General features: G+C 51.0%; 24 protein-coding genes. 18 read left to right on the forward strand and 6 right to left on the reverse strand.

Going from position 1 to position 15,898, the window contains the following annotated elements; translation table 11 throughout:
* Window positions 1–4: 4 nt before the first annotated feature.
* From rpsE to C7434_RS21735, 12 genes are all read left to right on the forward strand, one after another.
* Window positions 5–505 carry a 30S ribosomal protein S5 gene (gene rpsE, locus C7434_RS21680; RefSeq protein WP_006120595.1) on the forward strand — a complete coding sequence of 167 codons (501 nt, stop codon included), beginning with the start codon at window positions 5–7 and terminating at the stop codon, window positions 503–505.
* 5 nt (window positions 506–510) lie between these two features.
* Window positions 511–690: a 50S ribosomal protein L30 gene (gene rpmD, locus C7434_RS21685; protein WP_003850166.1), complete on the forward strand. Its 180-nt coding sequence runs from the start codon at window positions 511–513 to the stop codon at window positions 688–690.
* A 3-nt stretch (window positions 691–693) separates the two neighbouring features.
* Window positions 694–1,128, forward strand: a complete 435-nt coding sequence (gene rplO, locus C7434_RS21690; protein ID WP_009087579.1) for a 50S ribosomal protein L15 — start codon at window positions 694–696, stop codon at window positions 1,126–1,128.
* Window positions 1,129–1,135: 7 nt separating this feature from the next.
* Window positions 1,136–2,467: a preprotein translocase subunit SecY gene (gene secY, locus C7434_RS21695; protein WP_006120598.1), complete on the forward strand. Its 1,332-nt coding sequence runs from the start codon at window positions 1,136–1,138 to the stop codon at window positions 2,465–2,467.
* A gap of 32 nt (window positions 2,468–2,499) precedes the next feature.
* Complete coding sequence (gene rpmJ, locus C7434_RS21700; protein ID WP_004160566.1) at window positions 2,500–2,616, forward strand: 50S ribosomal protein L36; 117 nt, start codon at window positions 2,500–2,502, stop codon at window positions 2,614–2,616.
* Window positions 2,617–2,760: 144 nt separating this feature from the next.
* The gene (rpsM, locus tag C7434_RS21705; protein ID WP_003850176.1) at window positions 2,761–3,117 is read left to right on the forward strand and encodes a 30S ribosomal protein S13; all 357 of its coding nucleotides are present in this window, start codon (window positions 2,761–2,763) and stop codon (window positions 3,115–3,117) included.
* A gap of 16 nt (window positions 3,118–3,133) precedes the next feature.
* Window positions 3,134–3,523, forward strand: coding sequence for a 30S ribosomal protein S11 (rpsK, locus tag C7434_RS21710; RefSeq protein WP_004160563.1), 390 nt, complete (start codon window positions 3,134–3,136; stop codon window positions 3,521–3,523).
* Between the two features lie 32 nt (window positions 3,524–3,555).
* Window positions 3,556–4,176 (forward strand): 30S ribosomal protein S4, encoded by a 621-nt coding sequence (gene rpsD / locus C7434_RS21715; RefSeq protein WP_006120599.1) that lies wholly within the window; start codon window positions 3,556–3,558, stop codon window positions 4,174–4,176.
* A 25-nt stretch (window positions 4,177–4,201) separates the two neighbouring features.
* Complete coding sequence (gene rpoA / locus C7434_RS21720; RefSeq protein ID WP_033741519.1) at window positions 4,202–5,191, forward strand: DNA-directed RNA polymerase subunit alpha; 990 nt, start codon at window positions 4,202–4,204, stop codon at window positions 5,189–5,191.
* A gap of 40 nt (window positions 5,192–5,231) precedes the next feature.
* Window positions 5,232–5,618 carry a 50S ribosomal protein L17 gene (gene rplQ, locus C7434_RS21725; protein ID WP_009087575.1) on the forward strand — a complete coding sequence of 129 codons (387 nt, stop codon included), beginning with the start codon at window positions 5,232–5,234 and terminating at the stop codon, window positions 5,616–5,618.
* A 93-nt stretch (window positions 5,619–5,711) separates the two neighbouring features.
* On the forward strand, window positions 5,712–6,080 hold the full coding sequence (locus C7434_RS21730; RefSeq protein WP_033741516.1) for a DUF1992 domain-containing protein: 369 nt from the start codon (window positions 5,712–5,714) through the stop codon (window positions 6,078–6,080).
* Between the two features lie 86 nt (window positions 6,081–6,166).
* Window positions 6,167–6,421, forward strand: a complete 255-nt coding sequence (locus C7434_RS21735; RefSeq protein ID WP_033741514.1) for a ribosome alternative rescue factor ArfA — start codon at window positions 6,167–6,169, stop codon at window positions 6,419–6,421.
* Here the strand turns inward: C7434_RS21735 and mscL are convergent.
* The 5 genes from mscL to def all read right to left on the reverse strand — a co-directional run bounded on the left by mscL (window position 6,396) and on the right by def (window position 11,136).
* The gene (gene mscL / locus C7434_RS21740) at window positions 6,396–6,806 is read right to left on the reverse strand and encodes a large-conductance mechanosensitive channel protein MscL (RefSeq protein WP_006120604.1); all 411 of its coding nucleotides are present in this window, start codon (window positions 6,804–6,806) and stop codon (window positions 6,396–6,398) included. The genes C7434_RS21735 and mscL overlap by 26 nt on opposite strands.
* Window positions 6,807–6,915: 109 nt before the next feature.
* Window positions 6,916–8,292 carry a Trk system potassium transporter TrkA gene (trkA, locus tag C7434_RS21745; protein WP_033741512.1) on the reverse strand — a complete coding sequence of 459 codons (1,377 nt, stop codon included), beginning with the start codon at window positions 8,290–8,292 and terminating at the stop codon, window positions 6,916–6,918.
* Window positions 8,293–8,312: 20 nt separating this feature from the next.
* On the reverse strand, window positions 8,313–9,611 hold the full coding sequence (gene rsmB, locus C7434_RS21750) for a 16S rRNA (cytosine(967)-C(5))-methyltransferase RsmB (protein WP_033741510.1): 1,299 nt from the start codon (window positions 9,609–9,611) through the stop codon (window positions 8,313–8,315).
* A 47-nt stretch (window positions 9,612–9,658) separates the two neighbouring features.
* Complete coding sequence (fmt, locus tag C7434_RS21755; protein WP_006120607.1) at window positions 9,659–10,603, reverse strand: methionyl-tRNA formyltransferase; 945 nt, start codon at window positions 10,601–10,603, stop codon at window positions 9,659–9,661.
* Between the two features lie 20 nt (window positions 10,604–10,623).
* Complete coding sequence (gene def / locus C7434_RS21760; protein ID WP_006120608.1) at window positions 10,624–11,136, reverse strand: peptide deformylase; 513 nt, start codon at window positions 11,134–11,136, stop codon at window positions 10,624–10,626.
* 117 nt (window positions 11,137–11,253) lie between these two features.
* Here def and dprA point away from each other — a divergent pair, with 117 nt between their 5' ends.
* Genes dprA through C7434_RS21790 form a run of 6 tightly spaced genes read left to right on the forward strand, consistent with a single transcriptional unit; the run spans window position 11,254 to window position 15,050 of the window.
* Window positions 11,254–12,378 (forward strand): DNA-protecting protein DprA, encoded by a 1,125-nt coding sequence (gene dprA, locus C7434_RS21765; protein WP_033741508.1) that lies wholly within the window; start codon window positions 11,254–11,256, stop codon window positions 12,376–12,378.
* Entirely contained in the window at window positions 12,350–12,823 is a 474-nt protein-coding gene (gene smg, locus C7434_RS21770) for a DUF494 family protein Smg (RefSeq protein WP_006120660.1), read from the forward strand. Before dprA ends, smg begins: the two co-directional genes overlap by 29 nt.
* 23 nt (window positions 12,824–12,846) lie before the next feature.
* Window positions 12,847–13,392 (forward strand): type I DNA topoisomerase, encoded by a 546-nt coding sequence (locus tag C7434_RS21775; RefSeq protein ID WP_006120661.1) that lies wholly within the window; start codon window positions 12,847–12,849, stop codon window positions 13,390–13,392.
* A 9-nt stretch (window positions 13,393–13,401) separates the two neighbouring features.
* Window positions 13,402–13,974, forward strand: coding sequence for an L-threonylcarbamoyladenylate synthase type 1 TsaC (gene tsaC, locus C7434_RS21780; protein ID WP_133745897.1), 573 nt, complete (start codon window positions 13,402–13,404; stop codon window positions 13,972–13,974).
* 3 nt (window positions 13,975–13,977) lie between these two features.
* Complete coding sequence (aroE, locus tag C7434_RS21785) at window positions 13,978–14,796, forward strand: shikimate dehydrogenase (protein ID WP_033741503.1); 819 nt, start codon at window positions 13,978–13,980, stop codon at window positions 14,794–14,796.
* Window positions 14,793–15,050 (forward strand): DUF1488 domain-containing protein, encoded by a 258-nt coding sequence (locus C7434_RS21790; RefSeq protein WP_133745898.1) that lies wholly within the window; start codon window positions 14,793–14,795, stop codon window positions 15,048–15,050. Before aroE ends, C7434_RS21790 begins: the two co-directional genes overlap by 4 nt.
* Here C7434_RS21790 and C7434_RS21795 read toward each other — a convergent pair.
* Window positions 15,005–15,571: a gamma carbonic anhydrase family protein gene (locus tag C7434_RS21795; RefSeq protein ID WP_006120665.1), complete on the reverse strand. Its 567-nt coding sequence runs from the start codon at window positions 15,569–15,571 to the stop codon at window positions 15,005–15,007. The genes C7434_RS21790 and C7434_RS21795 overlap by 46 nt on opposite strands.
* Window positions 15,572–15,898 lie beyond the last annotated feature (327 nt).

Below are 15,898 nucleotides of genomic sequence, written 5' to 3' on the forward strand. Positions count from 1 at the left end.
TAAGATGGCACACATCGAGAAACAAGCTGGCGAACTGCAGGAAAAACTGATCGCGGTAAACCGTGTATCTAAAACTGTAAAAGGTGGTCGTATTTTCTCCTTCACCGCACTGACTGTAGTGGGTGATGGTAACGGCCGCGTTGGTTTTGGTTACGGTAAAGCGCGTGAAGTTCCAGCAGCGATCCAGAAAGCGATGGAGAAAGCCCGTCGCAACATGGTTAATGTCGCGCTGATCAACGGCACCCTGCAGCACCCTGTTAAAGGTGCGCACACTGGGTCCCGTGTGTTCATGCAGCCGGCTTCAGAAGGTACCGGTATCATCGCCGGTGGTGCAATGCGCGCCGTTCTGGAAGTCGCTGGAGTACATAACGTTCTGGCAAAAGCCTATGGTTCTACTAACCCGATTAACGTGGTTCGTGCAACTATCGACGGCCTGGGCAATATGAAGTCTCCGGAAATGGTCGCTGCTAAGCGTGGTAAATCCGTTGAAGAAATTCTGGGGTAATCACGATGGCAAAGACTATTAAAATCACTCAAACCCGTAGTTCAATCGGCCGCTTGCCTAAGCATAAAGCCACTCTGGTTGGCCTGGGTCTGCGTCGTATTGGTCATACCGTAGAGCGTGAAGACACGCCAGCAGTACGCGGCATGGTCAACGCGGTTTCCTACATGGTTAAAGTGGAGGAGTAAGAGATGCGTTTAAATACTCTGTCTCCGGCCGAAGGGTCTAAGCACGCTACCAAGCGTCTGGGTCGTGGTATCGGTTCTGGCCTCGGAAAAACCGGTGGTCGTGGTCACAAAGGTCAGAACTCACGTTCTGGCGGTGGCGTACGTCGCGGTTTCGAAGGTGGTCAGATGCCTCTGTACCGTCGTCTGCCGAAGTTCGGTTTCACCTCTCGCAAAGCAATGATCACCACAGAGATTCGTCTGTCTGATCTGGCGAAAGTTGAAGGCGGTATCGTCGACCTGAACGCGCTGAAAGCAGCCAACATTGTCGGTGTCCAGATTGAGTTCGTTAAAGTCATTCTGTCTGGTGAAGTTTCTGCACCGGTAACGGTTCGCGGCCTGCGTGTCACCAAAGGTGCTCGTGCTGCAATCGAAGCTGCTGGCGGTAAAATCGAGGAATAAGTAGCAGATGGCTAAACAACCGGGATTAGATTTTCAAAGTGCCAAAGGTGGCTTTGGTGAACTGAAACGCAGACTGCTGTTTGTTATCGGTGCACTGATTGTCTTCCGCATTGGCTCTTTCATTCCAATCCCTGGTATTGATGCCACTGTACTTGCCAAACTGCTTGAGCAACAGCGTGGCACCATCATTGAAATGTTTAACATGTTCTCTGGTGGTGCTCTCAGCCGTGCTTCTATTTTTGCTCTGGGTATCATGCCGTATATTTCGGCATCTATTATTATCCAGCTGTTAACGGTGGTTCATCCTGCCTTAGCAGAAATCAAGAAAGAAGGGGAGGCTGGCCGTCGTAAGATTAGTCAGTACACCCGTTACGGTACGTTGGTATTGGCCATATTCCAGTCGATCGGTATTGCTACCGGTTTGCCGAATATGCCTGGTATGCAAGGCCTGGTAATGAATCCAGGCTTTGCATTCTATTTTACCGCTGTTGTAAGTCTGGTTACCGGGACAATGTTCCTGATGTGGCTGGGCGAACAGATTACTGAACGTGGTATCGGTAACGGTATCTCGATCATTATCTTCGCGGGTATTGTTGCGGGACTTCCGCCGGCCATTGGCCATACCATCGAGCAAGCGCGGCAAGGTGACCTGCACTTCCTTCTGTTGCTGTTGGTTGCAGTTCTCGTATTTGCAGTGACCTTCTTTGTTATTTTCGTTGAGCGTGGTCAACGCCGCATTGTGGTGAACTATGCGAAACGTCAACAAGGTCGTCGCGTTTACGCTGCACAGAGCACACATTTACCGTTGAAAGTGAATATGGCAGGGGTTATCCCGGCAATCTTCGCTTCCAGCATTATTCTGTTCCCGGCAACGATTGCATCGTGGTTCGGGGGCGGTACCGGTTGGAACTGGCTGACAACAATTTCGATGTATTTGCAGCCAGGACAGCCGCTTTATGTGCTACTCTATGCGACTGCTATCATCTTCTTCTGTTTCTTCTACACGGCGTTGGTTTTCAACCCGCGTGAAACAGCAGATAACCTGAAGAAGTCTGGTGCATTCGTACCGGGAATTCGTCCGGGAGAGCAAACGGCGAGATATATCGATAAAGTAATGACACGGTTAACCTTAATCGGTGCCCTCTACATTACCTTTATTTGCCTTATCCCGGAGTTCATGCGTGATGCGATGAAAGTTCCTTTCTACTTTGGCGGTACATCGCTGCTTATCGTAGTGGTCGTCATCATGGACTTTATGGCTCAAGTGCAAACTCTGATGATGTCAAGTCAGTACGAGTCTGCATTGAAGAAAGCTAACCTGAAGGGCTATGGCCGTTAATTCAGGTGGTTGAGAAGTTACGGAGAGTAAAAATGAAAGTTCGTGCTTCCGTCAAGAAATTATGTCGTAACTGCAAAATCATTCGTCGCGACGGTGTCGTTCGTGTGATCTGCAGCGCCGAGCCAAAGCATAAACAGCGCCAAGGCTGATTTTCACATATTTTTCTTGCAAAGTCGGGTTGAGCTGGCTAGATTAGCCAGCCAATCTTTTGTATGTCTGTACGTTTCCATTTGAGTATCCTGAAAACGGGCTTTTCAGCATGGTGCGTACATATTAAATAGTAGGAGTGCATAGTGGCCCGTATAGCAGGCATTAACATTCCTGATCAGAAACATACCGTTATCGCATTAACTTCGATCTTCGGTATTGGTAAAACTCGTTCTAAAGCCATTTGCGCTTCAACGGGTATTGCTGAAAATGTTAAGATCAGTGAGCTGTCTGAAGAACAAATTGATCAGCTGCGTGATGCAGTTGCTAAATTCGTTGTTGAAGGTGATCTGCGCCGTGAAATCACCCTGAGCATCAAGCGTCTGATGGACCTTGGTTGCTACCGTGGTTTGCGCCATCGTCGTGGTCTTCCGGTTCGCGGTCAGCGCACCAAGACCAACGCACGTACCCGTAAGGGTCCGCGTAAACCGATCAAGAAATAATCGGGGTGAGTAAATAATGGCAAAGGCACCAGTTCGTGCACGTAAGCGTGTAAGAAAACAAGTCTCAGATGGCGTGGCTCATGTCCATGCGTCTTTTAACAACACCATCGTTACCATTACTGATCGTCAGGGTAACGCACTGGGTTGGGCAACCGCCGGTGGTTCCGGTTTCCGCGGTTCACGTAAATCTACGCCGTTTGCTGCTCAGGTCGCTGCAGAGCGCTGTGCAGAAGCTGTAAAAGATTACGGTATTAAGAACCTGGAAGTTATGGTTAAGGGTCCGGGTCCAGGCCGCGAATCAACGATTCGTGCTCTGAACGCCGCTGGTTTCCGCATCACGAACATTACTGATGTGACTCCGATCCCTCACAACGGTTGTCGTCCGCCGAAAAAACGTCGCGTATAACGTCCGTTTTTTAGGTTAGTTGGAGAAAGAAAATGGCAAGATATTTGGGTCCTAAGCTCAAGCTGAGCCGTCGTGAGGGCACTGACTTATTCCTTAAGTCTGGCGTTCGCGCGATTGATTCCAAGTGTAAGATTGAACAAGCCCCTGGTCAGCACGGTGCGCGCAAGCCACGTCTGTCTGACTACGGCGGTCAGTTACGTGAAAAGCAAAAAGTTCGTCGTATCTACGGTGTGCTTGAGCGTCAGTTCCGTAACTATTACAAAGAAGCAGCACGTCTGAAAGGCAACACCGGTGCAAACCTGTTGGCTCTGCTGGAAGGCCGTCTGGACAACGTCGTTTATCGTATGGGCTTTGGCGCCACGCGTGCGGAAGCACGTCAGCTGGTCAGCCATAAGTCTGTTCTGGTAAATGGTCGCGTTGTTAACATCGCTTCTTATCAGGTATCTCCGAATGATGTCGTTAGCATCCGTGAGAAAGCCAAAAAGCAATCTCGCGTGAAGGCCGCTCTGGAGCTGGCTGAGCAGCGTGAAAAGCCAACCTGGCTGGAAGTTGATGCAGCTAAGATGGAAGGTGTGTTCAAACGTATTCCTGAACGTACTGATCTGTCTGCGGACATTAACGAACACCTGATCGTCGAGCTTTACTCTAAGTAAAGCTTAGTACCAAAGAGAGGACACAATGCAGGGTTCTGTGACAGAGTTTCTAAAACCGCGCCTGGTAGATATCGAGCAAGTGAGTTCGACGCACGCCAAGGTGACCCTTGAGCCTTTAGAGCGTGGCTTTGGCCATACTCTTGGTAACGCGCTGCGCCGTATTCTGCTTTCATCAATGCCGGGTTGCGCGGTGACCGAGGTTGAAATTGATGGTGTACTGCATGAGTACAGCACCAAAGAGGGTGTACAGGAAGATATCCTGGAAATCCTGCTCAACCTTAAAGGTTTGGCGGTAAGAGTTCAGGGCAAAGATGAAGTTATTCTTACCTTGAATAAATCTGGCATTGGCCCTGTGACTGCAGCCGACATTACCCATGATGGTGATGTCGAAATCGTCAAGCCGCAGCATGTGATCTGCCATCTGACCGATGACAACGCATCTATTAGCATGCGTATCAAAGTTCAGCGTGGTCGTGGTTATGTGCCGGCTTCTGCCCGAATTCATTCGGAAGAAGATGAGCGCCCAATCGGCCGTCTGCTGGTCGACGCTTGCTACAGCCCTGTAGACCGTATCGCCTACAATGTTGAAGCAGCGCGTGTAGAGCAGCGCACCGACCTGGACAAGCTGGTCATCGAAATGGAAACCAACGGTACAATCGATCCTGAAGAGGCGATTCGTCGTGCGGCGACCATCCTGGCAGAACAACTGGAAGCTTTCGTTGACTTACGTGATGTACGTCAGCCGGAAGTGAAAGAAGAGAAACCAGAATTCGATCCGATCCTGCTGCGCCCTGTTGACGATCTGGAATTGACTGTCCGCTCTGCTAACTGCCTTAAGGCAGAAGCTATCCACTACATCGGTGATCTGGTACAGCGTACTGAGGTTGAGCTGCTTAAAACGCCTAACCTTGGTAAAAAATCTCTTACCGAGATTAAAGATGTGCTGGCCTCACGTGGTCTGTCTCTGGGCATGCGCCTGGAAAACTGGCCACCGGCAAGCATTGCTGATGAATAACCCGATCACAGGTTAAGGTTTCACTGAGAAGGATAAGGTCATGCGCCATCGTAAGAGTGGTCGTCAACTGAACCGCAACAGCAGCCATCGTCAGGCTATGTTCCGCAACATGGCTGGCTCTCTGGTTCGTCACGAGATCATCAAGACGACTCTGCCGAAAGCCAAAGAGTTGCGCCGCGTAGTTGAGCCGCTGATTACTCTTGCCAAGACCGACAACGTAGCTAATCGTCGTCTGGCATTCGCCCGTACTCGTGATAACGAGATCGTGGCAAAACTGTTTAATGAGTTAGGCCCGCGTTTCGCGAGCCGTGCAGGTGGTTACACTCGCATTCTGAAGTGTGGCTTCCGCGCTGGTGACAACGCTCCGATGGCATACATCGAGCTGGTTGATCGTCCAGAAGCTCAAGCAGAAGCTGCAGCAGAGTAATCTGTTGCAACGTGAAAAACCCGCTTCGGCGGGTTTTTTATTGCCTGTCATTTTGCGTCTGCTACGCTTGTGGTGTTATGAAGGAGGTGAACAATGTGGTTAATTGATCAGCTTGCAGAACAGCATATTAAAGCCGCGCAGGAGAAAGGTGAGCTGAGTGATCTGCCGGGCGAAGGCGCACCGCTGAATCTCGAAGACGACAGTCAGGTTCCACCTGAACTACGAGCAGGATACCGACTGTTAAAAAATGCAGGTTTTCTTCCCCCCGAACTTGAGCTGCGCCGCGAAGCACTTCAGGTCAGCGATCTTTTACAGCATTTAGATCCTGACGATCCAGAGGCGCTGATCCAGACACAACGATTACGGCAACTGAAGATAAGGCTGAGCCAGGCCGGTATGCGCACTGATTTTCTTGAAGGGGAATATGGTCGTGCGATTAAGACCAAACTCGTGCCCGATTAAGGTGTATTTTTTGTCGCTGTTGTGCGCGTATAATGAGTTTGCTTCATCTTTTCACCGCATTATTCCATTACTCAACCGGAGAAGTTATGTCCAGATACCGTCATACGAAAGGACAAATACAGGATAACGCCTTACAGGCATTGTTACACGACCCGCTGTTCAGGCAACGTGTTGAAGAAAAACAAAAAGGCAAAGGCAGTTACCGGCGTAAAGAAAAACATGCGAAAGGCTGGGAGGCCAGTGATAAGCAAGCCGTTTATCACTGGCCTTCTGCTTTACAGACACAAAAAAGCCGCTTCAGAGCGGCTTTTTATTTTAGATTTTCGTATTCTGTTGTTTGAGTAAATCGCGGATTTCTGTCAGAAGCAGTTCTTCATTTGTAGGCTTAGGTGCCGGTTTTTCCACTTCTTTCTTCTTATAAAGTTTGTTCATCAGCTTAATCGCCATAAAGATAGCAAAAGCAACAATGATGAAATCAAATACGGTTTGCAGGAAAATACCATATTCCATAACCACAGCCGGTGTGTTGCCGACGGCAGGTTTAAGCACCCAGCTAAACGATTTGAAATCAACGCCGCCAATCAGCAAGCCCAGCGGTGGCATAATGATGTTCGCGACCAGTGATGAAACAATCTTACCGAATGCCGCACCGATAATCACACCGACGGCCAGATCAACCACGTTGCCGCGCATCGCAAAATCACGAAACTCTTTGAATAAACTCATACTTCTCTCCTTGCCTTAGCCAATGCCATAAAGTTTAACAAAGCTCACAATATTTGCCATTAACCACAGACAATAAGCCACTGACATGTCAGTGCTGGCTTTTTATGTGTTATAGGAAAAACGGACTGGGCTGGAACAGGCGCTCGACGTCCGGCACAAACTTTTTATCGGTTAAAAACATCACAACGTGATCGCCCTGTTCAATACGCAGATTGTCATTCGCTATCATCACATCGTCGCCGCGCACCACAGCACCAATCAGTGTGCCTGGTGGCAGCTTGATATCATCAACTGACCGTCCCACCACGCGCGATGTGGTTTCGTCGCCATGCGCGATGGCTTCGATGGCTTCAGCAATGCCTCGACGTAATGACGAGACACCCACAATATCGGCTTTGCGCACATGTCCCAGTAAGGCCGAGATGGTCGCCTGCTGGGGAGAAATGGCGATATCAATGACGCTGCCCTGGACCAGATCGACATAAGCACGGCGTTGAATCAGCACCATAACTTTCTTGGCGCCCATTTTTTTGGCCAGCATGGCAGACATGATATTGGCTTCGTCATCGTTGGTGACGGCGATAAACAAATCCACCTGCTCAATATGCTCTTCCGCCAGTAGTTCCTGATCGGAGGCATCACCGTAAAAGACCACCGTGTCGTGCAACTGTTCAGCCAGTTCGGCCGCGCGCTGGGGATTGCGCTCAATAAGTTTCACGCTGTAGTTTTTCTCGAGCTTTTGCGCCAGGCCAAAGCCAATGTTGCCGCCGCCTACTAACATGATGCGTTTATAAGGCTTTTCCAGGCGCTGCATTTCACTCATTACCGCACGAATATGCTGGCTGGCGGCAATGAAGAAAACTTCATCACCGGCTTCGATAATGGTGGAGCCCTGTGGCCGGATAGGGCGGTCCTGACGAAAAATCGCCGCTACGCGCGTATCGATATGGGGCATGTGATCGCGCAGGATCGACAATGGATTGCCCACCAGGGGGCCACCGTAATAGGCTTTCACGACTGCGAGGCTCACTTTGCCTTCAGCAAAATTAACTACCTGCAACGCGCCCGGATATTGAATCAGGCGGTAAATATTGTCGATAACCAGTTGCTCAGGCGAAATCAGATGGTCGATAGGCACTGCTTCGGGGATAAAAAGCTTATCCGCATCGCGCAGATAGTCAGCCGCACGTATACGGGCGATACGATTTGGCGTGTTGAAGAGCGAATACGCGATTTGACAGGCTATCATGTTGGTTTCGTCAGAGCTGGTAACGGCGACCAGCATATCGGCGTCTTCCGCGCCGGCCTCACGGAGAACCCGTGGGTGGGAACCATGACCCTGCACAACACGTAAATCAAATTTATCCTGTAACTGACGTAAACGTGCTGAATCTGTATCAACAACTGTTATATCGTTGTTTTCGCCAACCAGATTTTCGGCCAGTGTGCCTCCAACCTGGCCAGCACCAAGAATGATGATTTTCATCGCTTTTCAAAGCCTTTTCATTATGCGTTAGCGTCTTTAATCAGCTTAGCGTAGAAAAATCCGTCTCCGCCTTCAGCGTCAGGGAACACCTGCCAGCCCGTTTCGGGCGCGCCTGAAAGGGAGACAGCCTGTGCATCCGCATGTCGCTGTAAGAAACCGCTGATTTGCTCATGGTTCTCTTCCGGTAGGACAGAGCAGGTCGCGTAGATCATCGTACCGCCTGCTTTAAGAAGCGGCCATGTGGCCTCCAGAATGTCACGCTGCAAAGCGGCCAGTTCGCTGATATCGCGATCGCGGCGTAACCATTTGATATCCGGATGGCGGCGAATCACGCCTGTGGCTGAGCAGGGCGCATCCAGCAGGATACGATCAAACTGCCGTTGGTCACACCATTGCTGCGGAGTACGGCCATCACCTTGTTTGACCTCGGCGGTCATTCCCAGCCGTGTCAGGTTTTCGGTTACGCGCTTCAGTCGTTGTGCGTCCACATCCACAGCGAGGACCTGCGCGTCAGGGGCTATTTCTAAAATATGCGTCGTTTTGCCGCCTGGCGCTGCACACAGATCGAGAATATGTTCGCCATTTTTAGGCGCAAGCAGAAGCGCACAGCGCTGTGCTGAGAGATCCTGCACCGTAACCCAGCCCTGGTCGAAACCGGGTAACTGGTGAACCGGCGCTGGCGAGGCCAGGCGTAATGCTTCCGGCACATCCTCTGCAGCCATCGCCTCTCTTTCACTGGCGGTCAGCAGAGCAAGCCAACTGTCACGGGTATGGTGCTGACGGTTAACCCGCAGCCACATCGGTGGGCGTTGGTTATTCGCGTCAACAATCTGTTGCCAGCGATCTGGCCAGGCAAGCTGCAGTCGGTTCAGTAGCCATCCGGGATGAAGATGGCGCTGTGGACCTTCCTGGATGCTGGCAAGGAGTTCCTCCTGACGGCGCTGGAACTGACGTAACACGCCGTTGATCAATCCTTTCAGATTGGCACGTTTCAGCACTTCAGCACCAGCAACGGTCTCGGCTAATGCCGCATGTGCCGGGACGCGCGTGTAGAGCAACTGGTACAGGCCCACCATGATCAGAAAATGCAGCGTACGCTGTTTGCCGGTCAGAGGGCGCTCCATCAATTTCCCGATAAGCGCTTCCAGCTGAGGTAACGTTCGTAACACACCAAAGCAGATCTCTTGCACCAGAGCGGCGTCTTTATCGGCGACTTTTTTCTGTGCGGCAGGCAGCACAGTATTGAGTGACTCGCCCTTATCGACAACACGTTCAATCAGTTGTGCAGACAGGCTACGAAGGTTGGATGATTTAGTCATAAGATAGTGCCATCAAACAAAAGGCCCGGATTTACCGGGCCTGAATGTCAGTCCAGAAGAGAGCCAGGTTCAAACCATTCCCGGCGCGAGTTGAGCAGATCCTGTGCCGACATCGGTTTTTTACCGGCGGGTTGCAACTGAAGTAAATTGAGTACGCCGTCGGCGGTGGCAATGTGAATGCCCTGTTTGTCAGCCTTAACGATCTCGCCTGGTCGTTTATTGACATGAGGTAAAACACCGGCTTGCCATACTTTTACTGGCTGATCATTTACCATAAAAAAGCTAACCGGCCAGGGATTAAAGGCGCGAATGCAGCGTTCAAGCTGTTCCGCGGGTAACTGCCAGTCAAGACGTGCTTCCTCTTTACTGAGCTTCTCAGCATAATTTGCCAGGGTTTCATCCTGTTTCACCGGCTGGGCGTTACCCTCACGCAATTGCGACAAGGTTGTCAGTAGCCCTTCTGGTCCGAGGCTGGCCAGTTTGTCGTATAACGAAGCACTGGTGTCTTCAGCAGTAATAGGGCAGGCTAGTTTTACCAGCATATCACCGGTATCCAGCCCGACATCCATTTGCATGATGGTGACACCGGTTTCCTGATCACCCGCCCAAAGCGCGCGCTGAATAGGCGCCGCGCCGCGCCAGCGTGGCAGCAACGAACCATGTACGTTGATGCAGCCCAGACGTGGCATCTCAAGCACGGCTTTCGGCAGGATAAGGCCATAAGCCACCACGACCATGACATCGGCCTGCAAATCGGCAACCAACTGTTGGTTTTCCGCAGGGCGCAACGATTTGGGCTGAAAAACCGGAATGTCGTGGGCAAGAGCCAGCGCTTTTACCGGGCTCGCGGTCAACTTATTGCCGCGCCCGGCAGGGCGGTCTGGTTGGGTAAAAACGCCAACGACCTTATGCTCAGATGCGAGCAACGCGTCAAGGTGACGCGCCGCGAAGTCTGGTGTGCCAGCAAAGATTATATTAAGCGGGGCAGACACGTTTATCCCTTTTTCAGATCTCAAGAGGCCTGGGCGTTTTGCCGCGCCAGTTTTTCTAACTTTGTCTTGATTCGCTGACGCTTTAAAGGCGACAGATAATCGATAAACAGTTTGCCATCCAGATGATCAATTTCATGCTGAATACAGATAGCCAGCAGGTCACCGGTTTCCAGTTCAAACGGCTTACCTTCGCGATCTAACGCCCGCACTTTTACCCGCTCTGCACGAGGCACAAAGGCGCGTTGCTCAGGAATGGACAGGCAACCTTCTTCGATACCTGTTTCACCACTTTTTTCCAGAAGCTCGGGATTGATCAATACCAGTCGCTCGTCCCGGTTCTCAGAGACATCAATCACAATGATGCGCTGATGAATATCCACCTGCGTAGCGGCAAGGCCGATACCTTCTTCGGAATACATGGTTTCGAACATATCATCAACGATACGCTGAACTTCTGCGTTAACTTCTTTGACTGGCGCGGCGATCTTGCGCAGGCGCTCGTCAGGAAAATGTAACACCTGTAAAACTGACATAAATATCCAGATCTATATTCTAAAAGGAAAAGATTACTGCCTCATATTGTAGACTTTTTAGTACCTGATTGACAGCATTCTGCGGAGGGATGCGACGGTTATCAGGAGGCCGTGACGATGGAAAAAAGGGCGCGATTACTGCGGCTGGCCGCGATACCCGGCCTGACGGGCCGACGCTGGCTGAACGCGGCGCAGCAACTGTGCGCAGGTCAGGATATTGATGTGATATTAAGCCAAAAGGGCTTCGAGACAGCGCAACATCATTATGCCCATCAGAAAACCACGGACTGGCTGGCAACCGTTAACACTTGGCTGGCACAGTGTCCAACGCATCACCTGATTACGGCGCTGGATGCGCATTACCCCGCTCAACTACTTGAAACGGCCTGTTTCCCTCCGCTCTTATATGTAAACGGTGATCCAACCGTATTATCTTCACCTCAACTGGCGGTGGTAGGCAGCCGTCTGTGTTCGCCCTCAGGCCGTTACTGGTGCGACTGGTTCACCCAACAACTGGCATTGAGCGGTTTGACCATAACCAGTGGGCTGGCTATCGGGATTGATGGCGTGGCACACCGTGCCGCATTAAATGTGCAGGGTAAAACCGTGGCCGTACTGGGGAGTGGACTGGCCCATCTGTATCCCAAAAAACACACTGCGCTGGCGCAGGAGATTGTTATGCAGGGAGGCGCCGTGATCTCGGAGTTTCCGCTTACTGCCGCGCCACTGGCGCATCAGTTTCCGCGCAGAAACCGTATTATCAGTGGGTTAAGTCAGGGTGTTCTCGTCATTGAAGCGTCATTAAAAAGTGGTTCATTAGTCACAGCCCGTTATGCATTAGAGCAGAATCGCAATGTTTATGCCTTACCGGGTGCGCTGGGTAACAGCGGCAGTGAGGGGACAAACTGGCTGATCCAACAAGGTGCCATGTTGGTGGCACATCCTAATAACATTGTCGAAGATTTACGCGCTATGCTTAACTGGTTACCTGTTAACCCGTCAGATGAAATTTATTCTGATGCCAGTGACGATGCTCCATTGCCATTTGCCGAGCTGTTGGCTAACGTAGGTGATGAGGTTACACCTGTTGACGTTGTCGCTGAACGTGCCGGCCAACCTGTGCCAGTTATTACAGCTCAATTGCTGGAACTGGAGTTAGCAGGATGGATCGCAGCTGTACCCGGCGGCTATGTCCGATTGAGGAGGGCATGCCATGTTCGACGTACTCATGTACTTGTTTGAGACCTATATCCACAACGAAACAGAAATGGGTGTTGATCAGGACAGATTGACAGATGACTTGACGGATGCCGGTTTCCACCGCGAAGATATTTATAATGCGTTGAACTGGTTAGAAAAATTGGCGGACTATCAGGAAGGACTGGTCGCACCAATTTTGCTGGCAAATGATCCGCTCTCTATGCGCATCTATACCGATGAAGAGAGCAAGCGTTTAGATGCCGAAAGCCGCGGTTTCCTGCTGTTCCTGGAGCAAATCCAGGTACTGAGTCTGGAAACACGAGAAATGGTCATTGAACGTGTCATGGCGCTTGATACGCTGGATTTCGATCTTGAGGATCTTAAATGGGTGGTGCTGATGGTGCTGTTTAACATCCCTGGATGTGAAAACGCGTATCAGCAGATGGAAGAACTGCTATTCGACGTCAACGAAGGTATGCTGCATTAAATTTTTACTAATGCATGACTGTTATGAGTAAAACCGCACTCTTTACTGTGCGTAAACAGGATCCCTGCCCCGCATGCGGGGCAGAACTTGTTATACGTTCAGGAAAGCATGGCCCATTTTTGGGCTGTGCAAATTACCCTGCCTGTGACTATATCAAGCCTTTGGGAAACCAGGCTGATGGGCATGTTGTCAAAGTTCTGGAAGGCCACGTTTGCCCACAATGCGGGGCGGATAAAGTATTGCGCCAGGGCCGATTTGGCATGTTTATTGGCTGTAGCGACTATCCCGCGTGTGATTACACCGAAACCATCGATAAACCGGATGAAACCACGATCGACTGTCCGCAGTGTCAGCAGGGTAAGCTGGTACAACGCCGCTCGCGTTTTGGTAAAACGTTTCATGCCTGCGAACGCTATCCAGCCTGTCAGTTTGCCGTGAACCTGACGCCAGTGGCGGGGCGCTGTCCGCATTGTGAATTTCCGCTTTTAGTCGAGAAAAAGACGGCGCAGGGCATCCGGCTTTTCTGCGCCAGTAAAAGTTGTGGCAAAGCTATTATTCAAGAGACATAAGACATAACCATGTTAAATCAACCCGTTGCCGGCTCATTGCAGGATTGTGTAAGCCATCTTAACCAGCATGCTGTGATTGCCTATCCCACCGAAGCGGTATTCGGCTTAGGCTGTGATCCCGATAATGAATCTGCGGTCATGGCACTGCTGGCATTAAAAAAACGGCCAGTAGAGAAAGGCTTGATCCTGATAGCTGCCGACTATGATCAGCTTAAACCTTACGTATCAGATGAGGCCTTAACCACGGAGCAGCGTGAACGTATGTTTGCCTGTTGGCCAGGCCCGGTCACCTTTGTCGTGCCTGCTTCTCCGGTTACCCCGCGCTGGTTAACCGGGCAATTTGATTCACTGGCCATCCGCGTTAGCGATCATCCGAATGTTCAGGCGCTGTGCCGGGCGTTTGGAAAACCTTTGGTATCGACCAGCGCTAATCTTTCCGGTCAGCCGCCGTGCCGTTCAGTCGAAGAGGTCAAATTGCAGTTTGGCACCGCGTTTCCCGTATTGAATGGAAAGACAGGAGGAAGGCTCAATCCTTCTGAGATTCGCGATGTCATCAGCGGCAATTTGATACGCCAGGGTTAATATATGGCAAATTTTGCAGTTTTCGGTCATCCCATTAGTCACAGCAAATCGCCGCACATTCATCAGGCGTTTGCGCGACAGACAGGAATCTCACTTCAGTATGATCGTATTGATGCGCCTGTTGATGCTTTTCCTGAGACTCTCCGCACTTTTTTCCACGACGGCGGGGCGGGTGCGAACATTACGCTGCCCTTTAAACAGCAGGCGTGGGCATTTGCCGACCAGTTGACCGAGCGCGCTGCGCTGTCAGGGGCTGTGAACACGCTAAAGCTGTGTGATGATGGCCAAATTCTTGGCGACAATACGGATGGTATTGGGCTGCTCAGCGATCTTCAGCGCCTTGGGATGATTAAGCCCGACAGCCATCTTCTGCTGGTGGGGGCAGGTGGGGCCGCTCGGGGCGTCATTCTCCCTCTGCTTTCAATGGGAGCAACGATCACGGTCGTGAACCGAACGGCGTTGAATGCGCAGACTCTGGCCGCAGAGTTTGCCCATCGCGGAGCGATTAATGCGTGTTCGTTTGACGCGCTTGTGGATAGACATTTCGACCTTGTCATTAATGCCACATCAAGTGGTATTCAGGGAGAAGTACCGCCGTTGCCGCCTTCATTAGTTCATGCTGAGCTACGTTGCTACGATATGTTCTATCAGAGTGGCTTAACGCCTTTCCTGCGCTGGTGTCAGCAGCACGGTTCATCTCATCTTGCTGACGGGCTGGGGATGCTGGTGGGTCAGGCCGCGCATGCCTTTCATCTATGGCACGGGGTGATGCCCGAAATCGCACCGGTCATCGCCTCATTAAAAGCCGGGATGCAGTCATGAACCAGGCGATACAGTTTCCTGATCGGGAAAGCCTGGATACAGAATTAAGGGCCGTTTGTTTCCCTGTTCTGGTAAACGGGATGGGCTTAACCTGCGCTATCAGTGTTGAGGCGCTTAATGAACAGTTCGGTGAGGGAGAAGCGATGACGCTGTTTCGCCATCATCGCTGGGATTTGGAAGATCAGGCCGAAGACTGCATTCGAAACGATCAGGTCGATAATGAAGGATGGGTCTGGCTGTCTCCGGCCAGATAGTCATTCTTCCAGTTAACATAGTTGCTGGCAGAGTAAAGTAGACCTTCAATTTCTTTTTCATTCAGCGGCCGGATTTGTTTGACCGGGCTCCCGACATACAGATAGCCACTTTCCAGTCGTTTGCCGGGGGGAACCAGGCTCCCGGCACCAATCATAACGTCGTCTTCAACAATGACGCCATCCAGTACGATTGAGCCCATTCCAACCAGTACGCGATTGCCTATCGTGCAGCCATGTAGCATCGCTTTATGCCCAACCGTTACGTCTTCCCCAATTATCAGAGGAAAACCGGCGGGGTTGGCCTCTGATTTATGCGTGACATGCAGGACGCTGCCATCCTGAATATTGGTTCGGGCACCAATATGCACCTGGTTCACATCGCCACGAATAGCGACTAAAGGCCAGATACCTACATCATCTTCCATAATGACGTCACCCGCTACCACGCTGGTGGGATCAACCATGACGCGCAGACCCAATTTTGGGAAAAGATGTTTGTAAGGGCGTAACGCTACAGTCATTTTGTTCTCCTTTTACTGAGTTTACTGGCAGCCTGATGCGATTCTGACCAACTGGCAAGGGGATTTTGTGCCGGATCGTTGGTGATCTAATCAATATGAATGTTTTCTCGGCAGTCAGTAAAAAGATCCAAAAAAAGGGTTGTGCAATTCATTCGGATCCCTATAATGCGCCTCCATCGACACGGCACAACGGCTTACGGAATGCGGTGTTGAGAGGGTCAGGCAACTGAGCCGCCGGAGAAAAACTTCTGAAAAAGAGGTTGACTCTGAAGGAGGAAAGCGTAATATACGCCACCTCGCAACAGACGGTTAACCCGCTGGTTGCAC

Source organism: Pantoea sp. PNA 14-12, from assembly GCF_004364735.1.
GTDB classification, from domain to species: domain Bacteria; phylum Pseudomonadota; class Gammaproteobacteria; order Enterobacterales; family Enterobacteriaceae; genus Pantoea; species Pantoea stewartii.